This is a genomic window from Collinsella aerofaciens, from assembly GCF_020181355.1.
Lineage (GTDB): Bacteria > Actinomycetota > Coriobacteriia > Coriobacteriales > Coriobacteriaceae > Collinsella.
In genome coordinates this window covers 766,153-787,436 of the sequence record NZ_CP084004.1, presented here as the reverse complement: position 1 = coordinate 787,436, position 21,284 = coordinate 766,153, and the positions used below count along the sequence as shown (strand labels likewise).

Genomic DNA, 21,284 nt, shown 5'->3' with positions numbered 1-21,284 from the left:
CGATATTTCCATAACTTTTGAGATAACGGCTTATGATGTCCTCAGTTGTCGTATATCTATGTACTAAAGAAACTGAAAACCAAGGGGTCCACCATGCCTGCAGCAAAAGACGAGTTCACTCAGCCAGAACTTCTCTATCAGACCGTTGAAAACGACATCCTCAAGAAAATAGTTTCTGGCGAACTCCCCGGCGGCAGTCAGATTCCCACCGAAACCGAGCTTTGCAAGCAATACAAAGTAAGCAGGATCACCGTAAGACGCGCCGTACAGAATCTCATTGACCAAAGCTTGCTCTACCGCCTGCGAGGCAAGGGAACATTCGTAAACCCATCGAAGCTCACCCTGAAACGAGGAACAAGCACCATTTTCAATTTGAGCGCCGACCCCCAATACGGCGATAAAACAACCAAGTCCATCTTGGAAACAGGCTTAATCAAGGCTGATGCCCACATTGCACGGGAGCTCAAAATTGACAACGGAACCGTAGTGCAACGAGTTGCGCGCTTGGTTTATATCGAAAATGCCCCCTGCGCCATCGACACCGTTTATGCAACGCAGAGCACTCTACCCGGACTGCTGGAGCTTCTCACAGACAATGCCAGTCTTTTCGACCTGATCGCCAACCATTACAGCATCGCAACCGGTATTGAGAAGCTCAAAATCACCGCAGGAATAGCGGGGCTCCAAGAAGCAAGCCTTCTCGGTTATATCGTTGGAGCCCCCGTGAGCGTTGTCGAGCACGTCACATATGCCTGCGATGAGATGCCGCTCCACTATTCAAAAACCGTTTGGCGAGCAGACGCATCGTCCTTCGAGTTCAGCATCTCAAAAGATGGACGCCTTCTCTAGCCCAAAATCCCCAGGACGCCGAGCACAATACCAGCAGCGAGAATGCCCACAATCTGCCAAATTATTTTGACCTGTTTCTTATTGCAAAGACACATGATTCCGAACGCGCAGAGCGGCAAAAGAGCCGGGAATATCCCGTCGAGCGTTTCCTGCAACTTAAACGCGGTGTCGCCGAAGTTAAGAGCGAGCGAAGTGGTAACTGCAACGGTGGTCGCTACCATTCCACCAACTACCATTAGTCCCACAATCGCCAGGCCGGACGTAACTTTGCGCATTACATCAGAATCGTTCAGCTTTGAAATCATGCCACTGCCAAGCGAATAACCATACTGAAGCCCAAACCAGCGGATCAGGATCGTTGGGACATTATAAAGAAGCAGGAACAGGATTGGGCCGAGCAGACTGCCCGAAAGGCAAAGTCCCGTCACAACGCCCGTCGCAATCATGCGAAGCGTACTGGCGATCAGCGAATCTCCAATACCGGAAAGCAGAGCCATAAGCGATGCTTTCATGGCGTTAATTGAGGCGGCGTCAAAGTCCTGATTGTTGGCGTTCTCCTCCTCCATGGAGGCCACAATGCCGGCGACCAGAGGATTAAACGTAACTTGAATATTGTAGAACTCAAGATGACGCTTATATGCCTCGATCCGATCTTCGGGCTTATCGTATAACCGCTTGATTACCGGAATCATGTCGTAGCAGAAACCAACGTTCATTTGTCGGTCAAAGCTCCACATGATGTTGAGTGGAAAGCTACGCCAAAATAACGCCTTTAAGTCTTTCTTGGTTATTCTCTTATCGGTCGATTTATTTGACTCCGGCGAGAGCTCAAGAACATCATTAGAATTCGTTGTCATCGTCAACCTCCTTAGCGACCGCCGCACTGGCAGGCATAAAAATGTGAGCCATATTGAGGATCCCAATCAGGATCAGCGAAAACGCCACGATACCGATCGTCGAAATATTTAGATAGGCACTCAGCAAGAAGCCTCCAAAGAATAGGAAGCTCAGCTCCTTGGTGGACAGGATTGACATAAGCTGCGCAAATCCAAGCGCGGGCAGAATACCCGTTGCGATCGTAAGCCCATTCGTAAGCCAATCAGGGATGGCGTCAATCAGCGCCTGAACAGCATCATTTCCAACGTAAAAAGCCACGCCGCAAATCAAGCCAAGCGCAATGATGTAGAGAATTCCATTGGTCCACATAGCGGCTGCAATCGTTTTGGGGTCGTCCTTTTCGGCACCACGATCAGCCCAGACAGCCATAGGAGGCGTAACAACGCTATACATAAGGCTGTCAAACATGCCGGCAAGCACCGCAGTGGGCATAGCAATAGTCAGAGCGGTCTCGGGACCCGCACCCATAGTAATCGCAAAGGCTGTTCCCAAAACTGAACCAACAATTACGTTGGGCGGCACGGCAGCACCAACCTGCCAGACCCCCATAAACGCGAGTTCGAGCTGGAAACCAACAATAACGCCAGTCGGAATATCACCCAAAAAAATACCGACAATCGCTCCGAGGACAATCGGACGCTCGACCATCGCGGTACCGAGCAAATAATCCGATTGACCTATAGCAGCAGCAAGACCAACCAGAAAAGCCTGAAGCAGCATATTTCTCTCTCTTCCTACAAATCAAAACTTGTTACGATGCGTTTTTTCTCACTAGCAACCTGCCTTACCTCGAACTCGATTCCATCAGCCATGGCTTTCTTAATTTCATTAATATCGGATTGGGAAAGGCGCACAGCAGGGCCAAGCTCCTTTACGCTATCCCCCAACGGTCGAGCGCCGCCTAAATTCACAGACGTTATTTTTGGACACGCACGCGCAACTTCACAGGCGTCATGTACATTTCCCGTAACAACAATTAGCTCGTATTTATCCACCGCGCTTCCGTTAAGGGCCACGATGGAATCTTCTACACTTTTGACAACCAATTTGGCATCAGCGGGTTTTGCAATTCGCAGCGCTTGAATTCGCTCTTTGCTTGCGGCGTACTCATCTGAAACCACAAGAATAGCGTTTGCTTTAAGCGCTGGATACCAAGAGAACACGGTCTGCCCATGCACTAACCGGCTATCGACGCGGCACAGTTTAATCATTTTGCCCCTTTCTCGACTTGAACGCAGACAATCATCCTTGACTGCTTATGGCATATTACGTCATATGACGTAATATGCCATTACACAATATCTTGAACGGTTGAATATCACCGCTAAATGGTATTTATCTCTAGAAACAGGGGAAGGTGCAATCCGTCTAGACACAGTGCGTCGGGGGCGGGCTGGGTTTTTATCTTCGCTCCCCTTGCTTCGCAAAGTCGCTCAGCTAAATAACCCAGCCCGCCGCGGGACACCCTGCGACCTACCGGATATTGCCATGACGTACGTTGGCTGATTTGGTTTGGAATGGGAGGTTGACGAGGCTGAAAGTCCCTCCTATATAACGTGGGCGCCGTCGTTCGAATGAACGACGGCGCCCGCACTCATTTTCTATTCAGCCCTAGTCATCGCGCAAAGCCCCTTCGGCAGCACACGGTGCTATTGAATCACCGCAGGCCGGGGCGGGAGGCGGTCCTTTCTCTCGGAAAACTTCGCGAAGCCCAGTTTCCGAGAGAAAGTGTCCGGCTGCCGCCCCGGCCGGCCAGGTCAACTACACCGTGTGCTGCGGCAGGTCCTGCAGGGCGATGACGTCCATGCCCATGTCGTTGGCGCTGCCGTGACCCTGCTGGTCCTCGCGCACGGCCTCGATGGCACTCACGTACGTGTTGGCGGCAGACATCGCGGTCACGCAGGTCACGCCGCGGCGCACGGCCTCGGTGCGCAGCAGATAACCGTCGCCACGCGAGCTCGGGCCGTATGGCGTATTAATGATCACCGCAATCTTGCCATCGGCGATGAGGTCGCCGATGTTGGGACGCTCGCCGTCGTGCGGGCCGCTGATCTTCTCCACAACCTCGCAGGTCACGTTGCCGCCGCGCAGCACGCGCGCCGTGCCCTCGGTGGAGCAGATGTCAAAGCCCAGGTAACGCAGGATACGCGCGACCGAAAGGATATGACGCTTGTCGCGGTCGCACACGCTAATGAACACCTTGCCGGCGCTCGGGTCGGGCAGCTTGTAGTCAATCGCCAGCTGCGTCTTGGCATATGCCTCGGGATAGCTCTTGGCGATACCCATGACCTCGCCCGTAGACTTCATCTCGGGCCCCAGGATAACGTCGGCGCCCGGGAAACGGCCCCAGGGCATAACGGCTTCCTTCATGCAGAACCAGTCCAGCTGACGCTCGTCGCTCGGCAGGCCCAGGCTCGCGATGGAATCGCCTGCCATGATACGCGCCGCGCACTTGGCCAGCGGCACGCCGGTGGCCTTGGAGATGAAAGGCACGGTACGGCTGGCACGCGGGTTGGCCTCGATCACGTAAACGGTCTCGCCCTTGATGGCATACTGCACGTTGACCAGACCGCGGACTCCCAGCGCCATCGCGATGCGACGGGTGGTCTCGCGAAGCTTTGTCTGCAGGCTCTCGCTAAAACTGAACGGCGGGATGCAGGTCGCGGAGTCACCGGAATGAATACCGGCCTCCTCGATATGCTCCAGAATGCCGCCGATGTAGACCTCTTCGCCATCGCACAGGGCGTCGACATCGGACTCGATCGCACCCTCCAAGAAGCGGTCCAGATACACCGGGTAGTCGGGGCTAATGCGCGCGGCCTCGGCCATGTAATCGCGCAGATGCTCGCCATCGTAGGCGATCATCATGCCGCGGCCGCCCAGCACGTAGCTCGGACGCACCAGCAGCGGGTAGCCAATATGCGCGGCTACGACCTCGGCCTCCTCAAACGAGATGGCCTGGCCCGCCGGCGGGTACATGATGCCCAGCTTGTCGAGCAGAGCGGCGAAGCGCTCGCGGTCCTCGGCAAAGTCGATGGCATCGGGCTTGGTGCCCATGATGTTCACGCCGCTCTCCTCGAGCATGCGCGCCAGCTTAAGCGGGGTCTGGCCGCCAAGCGTCACCACGACGCCATCGGGGCGCTCAACGTCGATAACGTCCATGACGTCCTCGTAGGTGAGCGGCTCAAAGTAAAGGCGGTCGGACGTGTCGTAGTCGGTCGAAACAGTCTCGGGATTGCAGTTGACCATGATGGTCTCAAAGCCGCGGGCCGCCAGCGCATAGCTCGCATGCACGCAGCAGTAGTCGAACTCAATACCCTGGCCGATACGGTTGGGGCCGGCACCCAGGATCATCGCCTTGGGCTTGTCCGCCGGCGTGGTCTCATCGGGAGCCACGCACTTCTTGGCATCCGGGCTCGTGCGGTAGATGTTCTCGTACGTCTTGTAGTGGTACTCCGTGGCGCTCGAAAACTCCGCAGCGCAGGTATCGACCGTCTTCATGCTGGGAACCACGCCCAGACCCTTGCGATAGGCACGCACAAAGCGCTCGTCCGAGCCGGTCAGCGCGGCGATCTCGGCGTCGCTCGTACCGTACTGCTTGAGCAGGCGCATCGCGTCGGCGTCGATATCCTCCACACGCAGGCCGCGGATGCTCTCCTGGACCTGCACCATATCGTTGATACGGTTGAGGTACCACGGGTCGATACCGCAGATGGCATGGATGCGAACGATGTCCCAGCCACGGCGCAGGGCCTCGACCACAAAGAAGATGCGATGCTCGCTCGGGGTTGCCACGGCCTGAGCAAGCTCGTCGTCGCTCAGCTTATCGGCACCTTCCTTGCCACCGGCGCAAATGCCCTGGTGGCCATCCTCCAGCGAGCGCATAGCCTTGCCAAAGGCCTCCTCAAAGGTGCGGCCGATCGCCATGATCTCGCCCACGGCCTTCATGCGCGTGGTGAGTGTGGGGTCGGTACCCTTGAACTTCTCGAAGGCAAAGCGCGGCACCTTGACCACACAGTAGTCGATTGTGGGCTCAAAGCAGGCGGGCGTAGCCTTGGTGATGTCGTTGACGATCTCGTCAAGCGTGTAGCCCACAGCCAGGCGCGCGGCGGCCTTGGCAATGGGGAAACCCGTGGCCTTGGAGGCCAGCGCGGACGAGCGGCTCACGCGCGGGTTCATCTCGATGACGATCAGGCGGCCGGTCTGGGGGTTCACGGCAAACTGCACGTTGGAGCCGCCGGTCTCGACGCCGATCTTCTCCAAGATGGCGAGCGAGGCCACGCGCATGCGCTGATACTCCAGGTCGGAGAGGGTCTGCGCCGGCGCCACGGTGATGGAGTCGCCGGTATGCACGCCCATGGGGTCGAGGTTCTCGATGGAGCACACGATGATGCCGTTGCCGGCGTGGTCACGCATGACCTCCATCTCATACTCTTTCCAGCCCTCGATGGACTCCTCGACCAGCACCTCGTGGGCGGGCGAGAGCTCCAGGCCCTGGCTCACGATGGAGACGAGCTCCTCGTGGGTATGCGCGATGCCGCCGCCGGCGCCGCCGAGGGTAAAGCTCGGGCGCAGTACGCAGGGATAGCCCACGCGCTCGGCGATAGCCTCGGCGTCGGCCACGCTGTAGGCATAGCCCGAGCGCGCGACCTCCAGGCCAATCTCGGCCATGGCCTCGTTAAAGAGCTTGCGGTCCTCGCCGCGCTCGATAGCGGCCAGGTCGCAGCCGATCATCTCGACGCCGTACTTGTCGAGCGTACCGTCCTTTGCCAGCTCGACGGCGGCGTTCAGACCGGTCTGGCCGCCCAGCGTGGGCAGCAGCGCGTCCGGGCGCTCTTTCTTGATTACGCGCTCGATAAATTCGGCGGTGATGGGCTCGACATAGGTGCGGTCGGCAAGACCCGGGTCGGTCATGATGGTCGCCGGGTTGGAGTTGACCAGGATGACCTCAAAGCCATCCTCCTTGAGCACCTTGCAGGCCTGGGCGCCGGAGTAGTCAAACTCGCAGGCCTGGCCGATAACGATGGGGCCCGAGCCAATGACGAGGATGCGCTTGATGTCAGTACGTTTCGGCATGTTAGTTCTCCTCGGTCTCAGCGGTCTCGGACTCAGCAAAGTTCCAGCCGGCAAGGCGGTCCTTCGCGGTATCGATGTCCAGGTAGTTCTCCTCGCCGTCCATGAGTCGCGTAAAGGCAGTAAAGAGATAGTGGGCATCGGTGGGGCCAGGCGAGGCCTCGGGGTGGTACTGGACCGAGAAGCACGGAGCGTCGAGCAGCTGGATGCCCTCGGCGGTGCCGTCGTTGAGGTTCACGTGCGTCAGGCGAATGCGGCCAAAGCGCTCGTTCATCACGACCGGCGCGATTCCGCGGCGCACCCAGACGCGCAGATCTCCATCGGCCGCATGCTCGGTCTCGCCGCCGGAAAGCTCGGGGACAAGCTTGCCCAGGCTGGGGAACAGCAGGCCAAAGCCATGGTTTTGTGCGGTGATCTCCACGCGACGGCTTACCAGGTTCATGACCGGCTGGTTGCCACCGCGGTGACCAAACTTAAGCTTTTCCATCTGGGCGCCGCAGGCCAGGCTGATCATCTGGTGACCAAGACAAATACCAAAGACCGGCACCTTGCCGATCAGCTGCTGCACCTGCTCGTAGGTCTCCACCACGGCGTCGGGGTCGCCGGGGCCGTTGGACAAAAAGACGCCATCGGGATTCATGTCGAGCACCTCACTCGCGGGCGTATCCCACGGCACGACGGTAAGATCGCAGCCGGCGCGCACCAGGCCCTCCAGAATGCCGCGCTTCACACCGCAGTCGTAGGCGACCACTTTGTGACGGGCAGGAGCGGCAGCCGAAAGCGCAAAGTCATGCGTGGCAGGCAGGTCGGCGGCCACAAACTCGTGAGGCGCGGGGCAGCTTACGGTCTTGACCAGGTTCTCGCCTACCAGCGTGGGCGCTGCGGCCAGACGCTCGGCAAGCTCGTCGACGTCGAAGATCTCGGTCGAGATAATGCCCATTTTGGAACCATTGTCGCGCAGATGGCGCACCAGAGCGCGGGTGTCGACGCCCTCGATAGCGACGATGCCGTGAGCGCGCAGGTACTCCGGCACGCTAAGGGCCGAGCGCCAGTTAGAAGGCGTGGCGCACATGTCGCGAACGATCATGCCGCGCATGGCCGGAGCGCTCGCAGGGCGCACGGCGTCGCCGGGGAAGGCCGACTGGACGTCGGTCTCGTCGATACCGTAGTTGCCGATCTGCGGATAGGTCATGGTTACGATTTGGCCGGCATAACTCGGGTCGGTCATGACCTCAAAGTAGCCCTCGAGCGAGGTGTTGAAGCAGACTTCGCCGGTCGCGGTGCCCTCGGCGCCGCATGCACGTCCATAAAAAATGGTCCCATCCTCAAGATACAGGATGCAGGGACCGCAGGTGCCCTTGCTGGTTTTGGCCAGCATGCGCTGGCAAAGCTCGCTGGGCGCGAAGGTGCGGGCGGCAGCGCCCGCGGTATGGTTGTTCGCCATAATTCTCCTTCCCGGTCTCACAGGACCGGCTTAAAGGTGTGTAGTTAGGCCTCGCGGTATTGTAACCGCAAGCATGCCTCATGGCGTTAATTTCATCGAAATGTTTACGAAATGATAATTATGACTTTCTATGCATAATGATTTCTCTGGGACGGGGATTAAAAAATCATCCCGCGGGGCTTGTGGCTCACGCGGGATGATGGTCTCTTATTTTTTCTTGTCCTGCTCCAGCAGTTCGGACGGTGTGCGATCGGGCTTGCCGCCGCGGAAAATCTCGCGGCCATGCAGACGATGTTCCAGGTCACGCTCGGCCTTTTCCTCGTCAATCTTGGTCTGGCTCACCACCGGGTCCTCAATCAACGACGACACCGAGTTCACCTGCTTCTGAATGCGCTCGGCGATGGTGTCATCCATACTCACGATGCGCATCTTCCAGTCGATACTCGTGGCGTTGGATGAGCTCTTGGTCCACACGAACGTCAAAATGGCGCTCTGGTGGCCCCGCGCGGGGAACATGCCAAAGAAGGAATCGTGCTGAATGTTGCTATCCTCGTCGATATAGGCGTGAACGTTATACACCACGCGGTCGATCTTGTCGTTGAGCAGCGCGTTGGTCGCAAGCGCCGCGGCCTGGATCTGCCCGTTGGACAGCAGCTCGAGCTCGTTGGCAGACGATGTGTCCAACACCGTCACCTCGACCGTGCCCGTACGCTCATCGGCTTCATCGACGGTAAAGTCGAGCGGGAACTGCGTAAAGCCGTTGCCCCACTCGAGTCCACCCTTGAGTGCTGTAGAAACGGTATCAACCGAAACGCTCTCGGACAGGTTGGCGGTATTCAGACGGCGCATCACGCCGTAGCCGATCTGCATGCCCACGATCAGCACCAAAATACCGATGACCACGGCCATCGCGGTCTTCGTAATGGTATGGCTCACCTGCGAGCCCGAAGGATCGTCCTCGGACAGCGGGTCGATATGTTTTGCCTGGCTCGCGCGGTCCTCGCTGCGCAGCTGTGCTAGCGCCGCTTTGTCACCGCGCTTGGCCGCAGCCTCCTTCTCACGCATGCGCTCGGTACGCTTTTTGGCAAGCGTAGGATCCAAGACGCCGGATGCATCGATTTCGGAGAATAACTCCGTCACTTCTTCCGGAGTCAAAGGGTTCTTGTCAGCCATAAACTTCCTGTCATATCAATCAGTCGAGCTCGTGCGCACGCGCACCTTCGAACTGCATTCGATAGTAACGGGCATAGGTGCCGCCACGGGCGAGAAGCTCCTCGTGCGTGCCACGTTCCACAACGCGACCATGCTCAACGGTCGCAATCTCATCGGCGTGTTTAATGGTTGAGAGACGGTGGGCGATGATGATTGTGGTACGGCCGCGTGCCAGCTCTTCGAGCGACTCCTGCACCGCCTCCTCGCTCTCGTTATCCAAAGCACTCGTCGCCTCGTCCAAGATCAGGATCTTGGGGTTCTTGAGAAACACGCGCGCGATGGCAACGCGCTGCTTCTGTCCGCCCGAAAGACGGCTGCCGCGCTCGCCCACCACGGTGTCGTAGCCCTGTGGAAGCGATTCGATAAAGGTATCGATATTGGCGCGACGGGCGGCGTCGGCGATCTCTTCCGCCGTAGCGCTCGGCTTGCCGTAGGCGATGTTCTCGCCAATCGTACCGTCAAACAGATAGACATCCTGCTGCACCAGGCCGATGGCGCGACGCAGGCTCTGCTGCGTCACATCACGCACGTCCTGGCCGTCGATGCTAATGGATCCGGTAGCCACGTCATAAAAGCGCGGCAGCAGCGAACAGGTCGTGGACTTGCCGCCGCCCGAAGGGCCAACCAAAGCGATGGTCTGCCCGGGCTTGATGGACAGGTCCATATGGTCGATAACGGGACGCTCGTCGGCATCGCCCTCGCCCAGCTCGACATCCTCGTAGTTAAAGCACACATCGTGATACTCCACGGCGCCGGCAGTCACCTGCAGATCCGTAGCGCCCGGCTTGTCCTGGATATCCGGCGCGGTCGAGAGCACCTCGTCCATACGCTTAAAGCCGGCGATAGCCTTCTGATACGTTTCGGCCGAATTAACGAGTGTCTCGAGCGGCGTGCAGAACAGCGAAATATAGAGTGCAAAGGTCGCCATATCGACCGCCTGCAGCTGTCCCTTGGCGACCAGCCAGCCGCCCAGCAGCACCACGATCACATAGAGCACACCCGAGAGCAGGCCATACGTCGCGGTATAGACGCCCATGGCGTGATACATGTTCTCCTTGGACGAAAGATAGCGATTGTTGGAGGCGCGGAACTTGAAGCGTTCGGTCTCCTCATTGGCAAAGCTCTTGACCACGCGCATGCCCGCCAGCGAATCCTGCAGCTGCGCATTGATGCCGCTGATTTTTTTGCGGTTGTCGCTGAAGACCTCGCGCATGCGCATGTTCTGCCAAAACATGATGACCGCAAACGCCGCCGTCACCACGGCCATGGCGAGCGCCAGGACCGGGGCGATGGTAAAGAGGATCACAAACGAGCCGATGATCTCGATGCCGCAGATGATGATCCACTCGGGCACGTGATGCGCCGCCTCGCAGATATCGAACAGGTCGTTGACCACGCGGCTCATCATGTCGCCCGAGCTGTTGCGGTCGAAGTACGCAAAGCTAAAGCGCTCATACTGGTCGAACAGGTCCTCGCGCATCTTGGACTCCATGCGCGCGCCCATCACGTGACCCCAATAGCTCACAAAGTAGCGGCAGGCGCAGCGGACGGCATACATCAGCACCAAGCCCACCGCGATCATGCCGAGCGCCTGCATAATGGCAGCCTGACCCTGAGTAAATAGCCCACCGGTCAAATTACGCAGAATAATAGGAAAAGCAAGGTCAATGGCGGCAAGCACCAGAGCACAAACAGTATCAGCAACAAAAAGCCCCATCTGGGGCTCGTAATACGAAAGAAACCTCTTAAACATAATCACCTTACGCGGTTTTACCAAACCGCGTTTCGTCTCGACGCTGCAAGTGCTCCATTTGGACAATCTGGCCTTCAATCGTCGGTCGCGTATATCCATACGCTTCCCTCCTCTTTTAGGCCACCTTGTCTCAAATGGAGCACTTTCGCTGACTTACACAAACCTGCGGGATCATCCCCGCTCGTTAAAGCTCCGCTCCGCCTAGTCGGTGCGCGATGCTATCGCATGCCAAGGCGCCCACGACGGTCTTGGCGTCTTCGATCTTGCCGTCGAGCACGGCATCGATCAGCTCGTGCAGCGGCACCAGGTCCACGTTGACAAACTCGTCATCATCGGGGTTGGGCGCATCAAACTCGAGCTTGGTAGCCAAGTAGATGTGGATGATCTCATCGCAAAAACCGCAGGACGTGACAATCGACGTCAAAAAGCGAATACGACCGGCCCTAAAGCCCGTCTCCTCGTGCAGTTCGCGTTTGGCGCAATCGAGCGGGTCCTCGCCTGGATCGAGCTTGCCGGCGGGAATCTCGACCGTCACGCGGTCGATGGCGGTGCGGTACTGACGCACCAGTACGATCTTGCCGCTCTCGGTCAGTGCCACAACGGCCGCCGCACCCGGATGGCGAACGATATCGCGGGCGCTGCGGTGACCGTTGGGCAGCTCAACCTCAAGACGGTGGACGTCGAGGATCTTGCCCTTCCAGGCGCATTCCTCCGAAAGAATCTTCTCGTGCAGCTCGGCATCGTGCGGGTCGTCATCGCCCAGCACCAGCGCCGGCTCGTCAGAGACCTCGCCACCAGGCTCGCCCTCGGCGTGCCCATACATGCGGCTGTCCTCTTCGACGATCTGCGCGTCCACGAGCTCTTCGTTCTTCTCGTCCATCCGTCTCATTCCTCTCGGACTTTAGGCATCCCAGGCGTCGCGGCCGCGCAGCGCGCGCAGGCCGATGTCGTGACGCAGGGTCTTGCCCTCAAAATCAATCTTCTCGCAGGCCTCGTAGGCAAGGTTGCGAGCGTTCTCGAACGTGTCGCCCAGAGCGGTCACGGCAAGCACGCGGCCACCATTGGTCACGAGCTGGCCGTCCACCACGGCAGTGCCCGCGTGGTACACGGTCACGTTCTCCATGGCCTCGGCATCGGCGATACCGGTGATGACCTTGCCCTTCTCGTAGCTGCCGGGGTAGCCCGCGCTCGTCAGGACAACGGCCACGGCCCACTCGTCACGCCAGTCGAGTTCAATCTGATCGAGCTCGCAGTTGGCACAAGCCAGCATGACCTCGACCAGGTCGTTCTTAAGGCGCGGAAGCACGACCTGCGTCTCGGGGTCGCCAAAGCGGGCGTTGAACTCCAGCACCTTGGGGCCGGCGGGTGTGAGCATAAAGCCGCCGTACAGGCAGCCGCGGTAGTCGATGCCCTCGGCAGCGAGCTCGGCCACGGTCTGCTCCATGACCGCCACCATGGTGGCGTGCTCCTCGTCAGTCACGATGGGCACCGGGCTGTAGACGCCCATGCCGCCGGTGTTGGGACCCTTGTCGCCCTCGAGCGCGCGCTTGTGGTCCTGCGAGGTGGCCATGGGGCGCACGGTCTTGCCGTCGGTAAAGGCCAGCAGCGAGCACTCGGGGCCGGTCAGCATCTCCTCGATGACCACGGTGTTGCCGGCATCGCCGAAGGTGCCGCCAAAGCACTCGCGCACGGCCTCCTCGGCCTGCTCGAGCTCGGTCGCCACGATGACGCCCTTGCCTGCGGCCAGGCCGTCAGCCTTCACGACCAGCGGTGCGCCCTGCTCGCGCACGTAGGCGAGAGCCGAAGCCTCGTCGGTGAACGAGCCGTAGGCGGCCGTCGGAATGCCGGCACGCTCCATGAGCTGCTTGGAGAATAGCTTGGAGCCCTCCATACGGGCACCCTCGGCACCCGGGCCAAAGCAGGGAATACCCGCCGCGCGCACGGCGTCGGCCACGCCCGCCACGAGCGGAGCCTCGGGGCCAATTACCACGAGTCCGCATCCGTGGCTCTGAGCAAACGCCGCCACGGCCGCAGGATCGCAGTCGTCGAGAACAACGTTCTCGCCGCAGCTCGCGGTGCCGCCGTTACCCGGCGCGATGTAGAGCTTGCCGGCGCGCGGTGATGCTGCGAGCTTAGCTGCCAAAGCATGCTCACGGCCGCCGCTGCCCAACAACAGGATGTCGATGGTTTGAGTGTCCGCCTTCAAGGGTGCCTCCTCTATGGATTAACGGCCCGCTCCGCGCGAGCCCTTTGCAAGCAAATATACCCCTCGGCCGCCCGTCCGGGCTGCAAAGGGGTATATCGCAATAACCAAATAGTCCCGATTACTTCCAGAATCGGTTGATGATCTGCTCTCGACCAGCGCCAACGCCAATGAACGTCACGCGGGTGTGTGCCAGATCCTCGATAAACGCCACGTAGTCCTGAGCCTCTTGCGGCAGCTCCTCAAAGCTGCGGCAGCCGGTGATATCGCACTTCCAGCCAGGAAGCTCCTCGTAGATGGGCTTGGCGTGCTCAAAGCGAACCTGATGCTCGGGCACGCTGGTATAGCGCTCGCCATCGACGTCGTAGGCCACGCACACCTTGATGGTGTCGAAGGCCGAAAGCACGTCGAGCTTGGTCATGGCGATATCGGTGAGGCCGTTGACGCGCGAGGCGTAGTTGGCAATGGGGCCGTCGAACCAGCCGCAGCGACGACGGCGACCGGTGGTCACGCCGTACTCATAGCCCTCCTCGGTCAGCGTGTGACCGGCCTCGGACTCATAGGAAAGCTCGGTGGGCATGGGGCCCGAACCGACGCGGGTGATATAGGCCTTCATGACGCCCAGCACGCGGTCGACGTTCTTCATGCCGACGCCGGAACCGGTAATGGCGCCGCCGGCGGTGCAGTTGGAAGACGTCACGTACGGATAGGTGCCATGGTCGATGTCGAGCAGCGTCGCCTGGGCGCCCTCAAACAGCAGGTTCTTGCCCTCATCGATCATGTTGTTGAGCAGCAGGCTCGTCTCGGTGATGTAGGGACGCAGGCGCTCGGCCATCGGCAGGTACTCGTCGCAAATCTGGTCCACGGTGTAGGTGGGCAGGTTGTAGATGAGCTCGAGCTCGGGGTTCACGCGGGCGAGAGCGGTCTCCAGCTTGTCGCGGAACAGCGCCTCGTCCAGCATGTCCTGCATGCGCAGGCCAATGCGGGCCATCTTGTCCTGATAGCACGGACCGATGCCGCGCTTGGTGGTACCGATGTTCTTCTTGCCGAGCTTCTGCTCAAAGGCGCCATCCAGATCGATGTGGTACGGCATGATGACATGCGCGTTGCCGCTAATCTTGAGGTTCTTGGTGGTGATGCCGTCGGCCTCGAACATATCGATCTCCTCAAGGACAACCTTGGGGTTGACGACGCAGCCGTTACCGATCACCGACACGTGGTCAGAATACATGATGCCGGAGGGCACCTGGTGCAGGCCGTACTTCTTGCCGTTGACGACGATGGTGTGACCGGCGTTGTTGCCGCCCGAGTAGCGCACGACGGCATCGAAGTCGCCGGCGACCAGGTCGCAAATCTTACCCTTGCCCTCATCGCCCCACTGGGCACCGACCAAAACGGTTGACGGCATGTTTACTCCTTACATTCATGGACTGTCTACGCGCCACGCCGGCACGCAGAAGCACAAAACATTCCCAGTATACCCGTGCAACGGGCGCCTGTCCTACTCCTCGGCATGTGCCCCATCAAGCTCATAGAACTTGGTGGATGCCGGCAGGAACATCAGGTCGACGTCGCCGATCGGGCCCGAACGGTTCTTGGCCACGACGATACGCGTAACGCCCTCGTCGGGTCGATCGTCGCGCGAGGCTTCGGCCTCGTCGGCGGAGCGGTCCAAGAACATGACGATATCGGCGTCCTGCTCGATAGAGCCCGATTCACGAAGGTCGGAAAGCTGCGGACGCTTGCCGGTACGGGATTCGACCTGACGCGAGAGCTGCGACAGCGCGATGAGCGGAATCTTGAGCTCCTTGGCCATGATCTTCAGACCACGCGACATCTCCGAAACCTCGACGGTACGGCTCTCGGAGCGGCGTCCCGGCGGAGGACTCACCAGCTGCAGGTAGTCCAGGATGATGATTGCCTTCTCCTTGTTATGGAGCATGCGGCGGCTCTTGGCGCGAATCTCGGTCACTGTGGTGCCGGGCGTATCGTCAATCAGAATATCGAGCTTGGACAAGGTCTGCGTGGCCTCGTTGATATTGGCCCACTGCTCGGGGCTAATGCGGCCCATGCGGAAGTCACTGATCGAGATCATGGCGTAGGCGCAAATCAGACGCTGGGCAATTTCCTTGCCCGACATCTCCAGCGAGAAGAAGCCGACGGTATAACCGGCAGCGGCAGCGTTGAGCGCCAGATTCAGGGCGAACGACGTCTTACCTACAGCAGGACGGGCGCCGATGATGATGAGCTGACCCTCGCGGAAGCCCATGAGCATGCGGTCGAGCGATGGGAAGCCCGTGGGCACGCCCGCAGCCTGGCCACCGGCCTGGCACACTTCCTCGGCCTCGTTATAGGCCTCGACCATAAACTCAGTCAGCGTCTTGTAGCTCGACTTGACCTCGCGTGCCGTGACCTTGAGCAGTTTGCTCTCGGCCAGCTCCACGACCTCTTTGGTGTCGGTGGGGGCGTTATAGGCCAGCGCGTTAATCTCGTTGGTGGCGCCGATCAGCTCGCGCAGCATCGAGTCGCGACGGACGATGGCGGCATGGTGCTGCCAGTTCACGAGCGACAGGGTCTGACCCATCAACTCCAAAATGTACGCTTCGCCACCCACGGCATCGAGCTTGTTGATGCTTCGCAGGTAATCGATCAGCGAGATAGAGTCGATGGGAATGCGGCTGTTGTACATATCGACCATCGCGGTATAGATGGTCTTATGAATGGGGCGGTAGAAGTCATCGGGCTGCAGCTCGACCTGGGCCTCTTCGACCACCTCGGGCGATAGCAGCATAGCGGCCAGTACATTGGCCTCTGCATCTTGGTTTTGGGGAAGACCCAACTTTGAGCCGCGGTCCTCAACCGTCAGCCCGGTCTCCCTATCGTCATATGCCATGAGCATCCTCATTCATATCGCTTGCGAGCATCCATAGTATCAGCCACGGTCCCAAAACGCGCCGCGCGCCGCCAATCATCACCGAACCAAACGGATGAACGGTCCTGTATATAGGACTTCGACGCAACGTTCACCATGACACTCACTCAGCGCAAAAAACAAATGGGCGCCCTGGTTTTCCAGAGCGCCCTTCTTAGAACAAGATTGTTGCGTTGCAGCAAATGCTACTCGGCAGCAGCCTCAGTCTCGACCTCGGCGGTCTCGGCCTCGGCGACCTCAGCGGCCTCCTCGACCTCAGCCTCGGCAGCGAGCTCCTCGGCGGTAACGCCGACGAGAACGACAACCTCGGCCTTGATCTCGCGGTACAGCGAGATGGCAACGGTGTGGGCACCGGCAACCTTGATGGGCTTACCGAGCTCGACGCGCTTGCGGTCGATGTCCATACCGAGCTGAGCCTTGATGGCGTCAGCGATCATAGCGGCGGTAACGGAGCCAAAGAGGATGCCCTCGTCGCCGACCTTGACGTCAACGGTGACCGTCTTGCCCTCGAAGGCAGCCTTGGTCTCGTTGGCGGTAGCCAGACGGACGGCCTCGCGCTTGGCGATGTTGTTGCGACGCTCGTCAAGCTGCTTGAGGTTGCCCTTGGTGGCGGCAACAGCGAGCTTCTTGGGGAACAGGAAGTTCTCAGCGTAACCCTGAGCGACCTCTACGACGTCACCCTCGCCGCCCTTGCCCTTGATCTCATCGAGAAGAATAACCTTCATGATGCGTCTCCCTTCTTAGCCGCGGTCGCGGTTGCCACGAGAGGAAACCACGGGGACGGTGTACGGCAGGAGAGCCATCTCGCGGGCGCGCTTGATGGCGTTGGCGATGTCATGCTGATGCTGCGTGCAAGCGCCAGTGACGCGACGGGGCTTGATCTTGCCACGGTCGGTCATGTACTTACGGAGAAGCTGAGTGTCCTTATAGTCGATGAACTCAGTGTTCTCCTTGCAGAACTGGCAGTACTTACGACGCGGCTGACGTGCAGAAAAATCATTAGCCATGTCAAAATACCTTTCGTTTGGCAACTTCGGCGAACCGAAGCCGCCTCTCACTCAAAAATAGGTGAACAACCCTTAGAACGGGATGTCCTCATCGTAGACGTCGACCGCGGGCGGCGTAGCCACCGGTGCGGCAGGACGTGCTGCGGGCGCGGGAGCTGCGGGGGCGTAACCGCCCTGATCGTAGCCACCCTGGCCACCACGGGAGCTCATAAACTCGATCTCATCGACGATGACCTCAAGCTTGCTCCGGCGCTGGCCGTCGCGCTCCCAAGAGCTGTAGCGCAGCTTGCCCTCGATCGCGACCTTGTTTCCCTTTGCCAGGAAACGGCTCACGGCCTCGGCGCGGGTGCCGAACATGGTGCAGTCGACAAAGTTGGGATAGTCCTCCCACTCGCCAGTCTGCGCGTTGCGGCGACGATCGTTCACGGCGACGCCAAAGGACAGAACCTGGGTTCCGCCGGCGGTGGCGCGCAGCTCGGGATCGCGGGTGAGGTTACCGGTGATGTTCACTCGATTGATGCTCATAACTCACTACTTCCTCTTGGGGCACAAGCCCAGTCCAAAACGACAGTCTTACTCCTGGTCGTCGCGACGGACGATCATGTGGCGGACCACAGCGTCGGTGATGCGCAGGACGCGATCAAGCTCGGCGATCTGGGTAGGATCTGCGTGGAAGTTGATGAGGGTGTAGTCACCATCGGTGAGGTCGTTGATCTCGTAGGCGAGCTTGCGCTTGCCCCACTCGTCAACGGAGTCGACCTTGCCAGCGCCCTCAGCGATCGTGGTATCGATACGCTTCAAAACAGCGAGACGAGTCTCGGGGTCGAGCGACGGGTCAACAAAGAACAGCAGTTCATAAGCCTTCATATTGTCACCTCCTCTGGGCAAATGTGGCTTCAGGTCGTGAAGGTGCGCCTGAAGCAGGAAAAGACTTGGTAATAATATCTTTCAACCTCCCAAGCCGCAAGAATATGCAGCTACAACCTCATGACCTCCACATATGCCCATACTCGCACCACGTTTCATGCGCATTCCAACCAAATGCCGACCAAAAGCTTGACAGATCTGTGGACAAGATACGGTGCCGTGGGGACAAGCTGAGCCAAGCCGCAGGTCAACGGGCACAAGGCTGTGGTCGCAAAATGCATACCAGTGGTCCACAGCACCACCCAAAGATTTTTAAATTCATTGCCAAGTCGCTTATGAATACTCCTTTTGAACAATTGAGTTGATCAACCACGCTGGTCGGAAGCCGTTTTTTGGCACCTCAAACCCCACTGCAACGCCAAGCGCGGCCAAGCGTTTTAAAAAATGCCAACTTTTCTGTTTGCACTTTGCGATTCCTCGTGTATACTGACTTTCGCATTTAACGGAGAGTTGTCCGAGTGGCCGAAGGAGCACGATTGGAAATCGTGTAGGCGTCAAAAGCGTCTCCAGGGTTCAAATCCCTGACTCTCCGCCAGTTAATTCCAAAGCAGGCCTTCGAGCCTGCTTTGTTTTTACCCCACGCGGAGGGGTGGCAGAGTGGTTGAATGCGGCGGTCTCGAAAACCGTTTGGCCTGTATAAGGTCACGAGGGTTCGAATCCCTCCTCCTCCGCCATTTTGGTTGAGAAAGCTCCCGGGAATGGGAGCTTTTTTGTTTTGAGTCCCTAACAAGCAAATACGGCGGAGGAGGGATTCGAACCCGCCAGGGCGCGGAGCGTAAAGAAAACGCGCCCGTGGCGCGTTTTTAGCGCTGCGCGGTCGGCGCAAGCCGACCGGATAAATTTTGAGCGGAGCTCAAAATTTGGACATCCCTCCTATTCGACCACGCCCCCATCGCGTTCAGCATCAACCCGGATCCCCAAACATGGAACCTATGACCGTACCCAGTCCCGACCGTTTGCCGAGCAATAGGGTCGCAATCGGCGCCGAACATGTACTATGTACGGGCATTGTCTAAACCCACAATCCAAAGGACCCCATCTTGCCCGTCGTCGCCGCCATAACCATTACCTCACATGCCTCGGATGCCATGGTCGCTATTCCGTTTTGGCTCGAGATGTTCGCCGTTGTCGCTGCATCGATCTCGGGTGTGCTGGTTGCGCGCGAGCACAAGCTCGACCTGGTGGGCGCCGTCGCACTCGCCGTGGTTTGCGGCCTGGGCGGCGGTCTTTTGCGCGATATGACGCTGCAGGTGGGGAACGTCTACATCCTCAACCAGCCGATGGCACTCCCGCTTTCCATTGCCACGGCAGCTATCATCTACATTTTCCCGGCAATCGTCGACAAACCCGAAAAACTCATCCCCCTGCTCGATATCATCTCGGTCGGCATCTATGCCGCCACCGGAGCGGACAAGGCGCTTGTCTACGGCTTTGCACCGGCGGTGTGCATCATGATGGGCTTTTTTACCGCGGTGGGCGGCGGCATGTTGCGCGACGGCTTTATGGGCGTGGTTCCGGGCATTTTCCAACGTACTAACTTTTATGCTATCGCCGCCATCGCCGGATCGACAAGCTATGTGTGTCTCGTTATGAGCGGCATCATGAGCAATGTCGCTGCGCTGGTCCTATGCGTTGTCGTGACCATGGGTCTGCGCTGGCTCTCGCTGCGCTTTGACATCAAAAGCCCCACCGAAGAAGATATCGCGCGCTTCTTGCACCGTAAAAAGTAGACAGCACGGCACAACCCTTCGAAATGCAACCGAGAGATTCTTTTAGAGCGCCCGCGCGTTGGGTACCCTGTTAGGTATATGCCGAACACCTAACAAAAGGATCAACCATGGCTTTCAATCAAACCGTGACGGCGCCGTCACACAAGATGCGTCGCTGCCTGCTTATGGCATTCGCGCTCATCGCGCTCGCGCTCACCGCACTTCCCACGGCGTCGTTCGCCGGCACGGACACCGCTGGAAACGTACTTGCGACCGAAGCTGACTCGGATACGTCCAGCGCCGAGGGTGACCTGTACTGGGCCGGCCAAAGCCTTAACCTAGACGATGCCTCCATCGGCCGCGATATTATCGCGGCGGGCGAGAGCCTATCGATTCGCGACTGCACCGTAGGCGGCGCTATTCGCCTGGCGGCGCGCACCATCGATATCTCCAAAACCGCAATCGATGGCAGCGTGACGGTAGCCGGTCAGCATGTCGTGCTCAACACCGGCAGCACCGCCAACTGTTTCTACGCGATAGGCGAGACGGTTGCCCTGCGAGGCTCCACCAAGTCGGCAGCGCTTGCGGGCGACACGGTGACCATCGATGGCACCGTCAAGGGCGATGTCGAGGTTTGGGCCGACAAGCTCATCCTGGGCAAGAACGCCCACATCACCGGCACCGTGAACGCGCACGTCTCCGAGGACCCCGAGCGCGCCGCGGGAGCCGAGGTCGGTGCGCTCAAGATCGACCGCACCGAGAACGAGGATACTTCCACCGTTAACGATGTCATCGGCGGTATCGTCGCCGCGGCACTCTCGACCTGCTTTGTCGCTCTGCTGCTCGAGCTCATCTTTCCGCGCGCGACCGCCAGCGCCGCCGGCATGCTCCACCAGCGCTCCATGCCCCTGTGGGTGAGCGGTCTTCTGGGCACGATTGCTATCGTCCCCGCCGTCCTACTGCTGATTATCTCTATCGCTGGTCTGTCGCTTGCCGGAACCCTCTTGTGCGGCGTTATCGGCATCGCGTTGATGTCGAGTGCCTTTGCGGGGTGCGCGATCGCCCGCATGGTTGGACACAACCAAAACCGCTACGCCATGGCAGCCGTGGGCGGCGTAATCGCAGGCGCCCTCACGGGGCTTCCCCTCGTAGGTGACTTCATCAGCGGCGTGGCCTTTGTCTTTATGCTCGGTTACATCATCCAAATCATCTGGCGCAACGCCCGCGTCAAGCCGCAGCAGCCGGCTAACACGCCAGGACTCCCCACCGCTTAGCCGC

Annotated in this window: 18 protein-coding genes and 2 tRNA genes; 5 read left to right on the top strand and 15 right to left on the bottom strand. The window is 59.2% G+C overall.

The genetic code is table 11. The annotated features are described in order from the left end of the window. Positions 1-93: 93 nt before the first annotated feature. Positions 94-849, top strand: coding sequence for a GntR family transcriptional regulator (locus LCQ44_RS03405; protein ID WP_195239959.1), 756 nt, complete (start codon positions 94-96; stop codon positions 847-849). Here LCQ44_RS03405 and LCQ44_RS03400 read toward each other — a convergent pair. From LCQ44_RS03400 to rpsF, 15 genes are all read right to left on the bottom strand, one after another. Then, positions 846-1,706: a PTS system mannose/fructose/sorbose family transporter subunit IID gene (locus LCQ44_RS03400; RefSeq protein ID WP_225094063.1), complete on the bottom strand. Its 861-nt coding sequence runs from the start codon at positions 1,704-1,706 to the stop codon at positions 846-848. The genes LCQ44_RS03405 and LCQ44_RS03400 overlap by 4 nt on opposite strands. Then, positions 1,690-2,466, bottom strand: a complete 777-nt coding sequence (locus tag LCQ44_RS03395) for a PTS mannose/fructose/sorbose/N-acetylgalactosamine transporter subunit IIC (protein ID WP_225094062.1) — start codon at positions 2,464-2,466, stop codon at positions 1,690-1,692. Before LCQ44_RS03395 ends, LCQ44_RS03400 begins: the two co-directional genes overlap by 17 nt. Before the next feature lie 14 nt (positions 2,467-2,480). Beyond that, complete coding sequence (locus LCQ44_RS03390; RefSeq protein WP_195361676.1) at positions 2,481-2,957, bottom strand: PTS sugar transporter subunit IIB; 477 nt, start codon at positions 2,955-2,957, stop codon at positions 2,481-2,483. A gap of 550 nt (positions 2,958-3,507) precedes the next feature. Then, positions 3,508-6,822: a carbamoyl-phosphate synthase large subunit gene (gene carB / locus LCQ44_RS03385; protein WP_225094061.1), complete on the bottom strand. Its 3,315-nt coding sequence runs from the start codon at positions 6,820-6,822 to the stop codon at positions 3,508-3,510. A gap of 1 nt (position 6,823) precedes the next feature. Continuing rightward, positions 6,824-8,263 carry a glutamine-hydrolyzing carbamoyl-phosphate synthase small subunit gene (gene carA, locus LCQ44_RS03380; protein WP_225094060.1) on the bottom strand — a complete coding sequence of 480 codons (1,440 nt, stop codon included), beginning with the start codon at positions 8,261-8,263 and terminating at the stop codon, positions 6,824-6,826. A gap of 207 nt (positions 8,264-8,470) precedes the next feature. Further along, positions 8,471-9,436, bottom strand: coding sequence for a hypothetical protein (locus LCQ44_RS03375; RefSeq protein ID WP_006235822.1), 966 nt, complete (start codon positions 9,434-9,436; stop codon positions 8,471-8,473). A gap of 19 nt (positions 9,437-9,455) precedes the next feature. Then, positions 9,456-11,228, bottom strand: a complete 1,773-nt coding sequence (locus LCQ44_RS03370) for an ABC transporter ATP-binding protein (protein WP_225094059.1) — start codon at positions 11,226-11,228, stop codon at positions 9,456-9,458. Between the two features lie 184 nt (positions 11,229-11,412). Continuing rightward, on the bottom strand, positions 11,413-12,108 hold the full coding sequence (locus LCQ44_RS03365; RefSeq protein WP_225094058.1) for an NUDIX domain-containing protein: 696 nt from the start codon (positions 12,106-12,108) through the stop codon (positions 11,413-11,415). A 21-nt stretch (positions 12,109-12,129) separates the two neighbouring features. After that, a complete protein-coding gene (purD, locus tag LCQ44_RS03360) occupies positions 12,130-13,434 on the bottom strand; it encodes a phosphoribosylamine--glycine ligase (protein ID WP_225094057.1) in 1,305 nt (434 codons plus the stop codon). Positions 13,435-13,552: 118 nt separating this feature from the next. Further along, positions 13,553-14,839 (bottom strand): adenylosuccinate synthase, encoded by a 1,287-nt coding sequence (locus LCQ44_RS03355; RefSeq protein ID WP_055287530.1) that lies wholly within the window; start codon positions 14,837-14,839, stop codon positions 13,553-13,555. A 93-nt stretch (positions 14,840-14,932) separates the two neighbouring features. Next, complete coding sequence (dnaB, locus tag LCQ44_RS03350; protein ID WP_006235827.1) at positions 14,933-16,330, bottom strand: replicative DNA helicase; 1,398 nt, start codon at positions 16,328-16,330, stop codon at positions 14,933-14,935. Positions 16,331-16,548: 218 nt separating this feature from the next. Next, positions 16,549-17,088, bottom strand: a complete 540-nt coding sequence (gene rplI / locus LCQ44_RS03345) for a 50S ribosomal protein L9 (RefSeq protein ID WP_022094073.1) — start codon at positions 17,086-17,088, stop codon at positions 16,549-16,551. Between the two features lie 15 nt (positions 17,089-17,103). Continuing rightward, complete coding sequence (rpsR, locus tag LCQ44_RS03340) at positions 17,104-17,370, bottom strand: 30S ribosomal protein S18 (protein ID WP_006235829.1); 267 nt, start codon at positions 17,368-17,370, stop codon at positions 17,104-17,106. Positions 17,371-17,442: 72 nt separating this feature from the next. Beyond that, entirely contained in the window at positions 17,443-17,895 is a 453-nt protein-coding gene (locus LCQ44_RS03335; protein ID WP_006235830.1) for a single-stranded DNA-binding protein, read from the bottom strand. Positions 17,896-17,943: 48 nt separating this feature from the next. Continuing rightward, the gene (rpsF, locus tag LCQ44_RS03330; RefSeq protein WP_225094056.1) at positions 17,944-18,237 is read right to left on the bottom strand and encodes a 30S ribosomal protein S6; all 294 of its coding nucleotides are present in this window, start codon (positions 18,235-18,237) and stop codon (positions 17,944-17,946) included. A gap of 504 nt (positions 18,238-18,741) precedes the next feature. Here rpsF and LCQ44_RS03325 point away from each other — a divergent pair. The 4 genes from LCQ44_RS03325 to LCQ44_RS03310 all read left to right on the top strand — a co-directional run bounded on the left by LCQ44_RS03325 (position 18,742) and on the right by LCQ44_RS03310 (position 21,280). Further along, a tRNA-Ser gene (locus LCQ44_RS03325) sits at positions 18,742-18,832 on the top strand. A 48-nt stretch (positions 18,833-18,880) separates the two neighbouring features. Further along, positions 18,881-18,971 (top strand) — tRNA-Ser (locus LCQ44_RS03320). Positions 18,972-19,337: 366 nt separating this feature from the next. Further along, positions 19,338-20,027, top strand: coding sequence for a trimeric intracellular cation channel family protein (locus tag LCQ44_RS03315; protein WP_225094055.1), 690 nt, complete (start codon positions 19,338-19,340; stop codon positions 20,025-20,027). A gap of 107 nt (positions 20,028-20,134) precedes the next feature. Then, positions 20,135-21,280, top strand: a complete 1,146-nt coding sequence (locus tag LCQ44_RS03310; RefSeq protein WP_225094054.1) for a bactofilin family protein — start codon at positions 20,135-20,137, stop codon at positions 21,278-21,280. Positions 21,281-21,284: the final 4 nt, after the last annotated feature.

What these genes read in the sequence shown, in the direction of transcription:
- dnaB (WP_006235827.1), bottom strand. Translation starts at nt 16,330, where the DNA reads ATGCTCATGGCATATGACGATAGGGAGACCGGGCTGACGGTTGAGGAC.
- LCQ44_RS03335 (WP_006235830.1), bottom strand. Translation starts at nt 17,895, where the DNA reads ATGAGCATCAATCGAGTGAACATCACCGGTAACCTCACCCGCGATCCC.
- LCQ44_RS03375 (WP_006235822.1), bottom strand. Translation starts at nt 9,436, where the DNA reads ATGGCTGACAAGAACCCTTTGACTCCGGAAGAAGTGACGGAGTTATTC.
- LCQ44_RS03390 (WP_195361676.1), bottom strand. Translation starts at nt 2,957, where the DNA reads ATGATTAAACTGTGCCGCGTCGATAGCCGGTTAGTGCATGGGCAGACC.
- carB (WP_225094061.1), bottom strand. Translation starts at nt 6,822, where the DNA reads ATGCCGAAACGTACTGACATCAAGCGCATCCTCGTCATTGGCTCGGGC.
- LCQ44_RS03355 (WP_055287530.1), bottom strand. Translation starts at nt 14,839, where the DNA reads ATGCCGTCAACCGTTTTGGTCGGTGCCCAGTGGGGCGATGAGGGCAAG.
- LCQ44_RS03395 (WP_225094062.1), bottom strand. Translation starts at nt 2,466, where the DNA reads ATGCTGCTTCAGGCTTTTCTGGTTGGTCTTGCTGCTGCTATAGGTCAA.
- rpsF (WP_225094056.1), bottom strand. Translation starts at nt 18,237, where the DNA reads ATGAAGGCTTATGAACTGCTGTTCTTTGTTGACCCGTCGCTCGACCCC.
- rplI (WP_022094073.1), bottom strand. Translation starts at nt 17,088, where the DNA reads ATGAAGGTTATTCTTCTCGATGAGATCAAGGGCAAGGGCGGCGAGGGT.
- rpsR (WP_006235829.1), bottom strand. Translation starts at nt 17,370, where the DNA reads ATGGCTAATGATTTTTCTGCACGTCAGCCGCGTCGTAAGTACTGCCAG.
- LCQ44_RS03405 (WP_195239959.1), top strand. Translation starts at nt 94, where the DNA reads ATGCCTGCAGCAAAAGACGAGTTCACTCAGCCAGAACTTCTCTATCAG.
- LCQ44_RS03370 (WP_225094059.1), bottom strand. Translation starts at nt 11,228, where the DNA reads ATGTTTAAGAGGTTTCTTTCGTATTACGAGCCCCAGATGGGGCTTTTT.
- LCQ44_RS03365 (WP_225094058.1), bottom strand. Translation starts at nt 12,108, where the DNA reads ATGGACGAGAAGAACGAAGAGCTCGTGGACGCGCAGATCGTCGAAGAG.
- LCQ44_RS03310 (WP_225094054.1), top strand. Translation starts at nt 20,135, where the DNA reads ATGGCTTTCAATCAAACCGTGACGGCGCCGTCACACAAGATGCGTCGC.
- LCQ44_RS03400 (WP_225094063.1), bottom strand. Translation starts at nt 1,706, where the DNA reads ATGACAACGAATTCTAATGATGTTCTTGAGCTCTCGCCGGAGTCAAAT.
- carA (WP_225094060.1), bottom strand. Translation starts at nt 8,263, where the DNA reads ATGGCGAACAACCATACCGCGGGCGCTGCCGCCCGCACCTTCGCGCCC.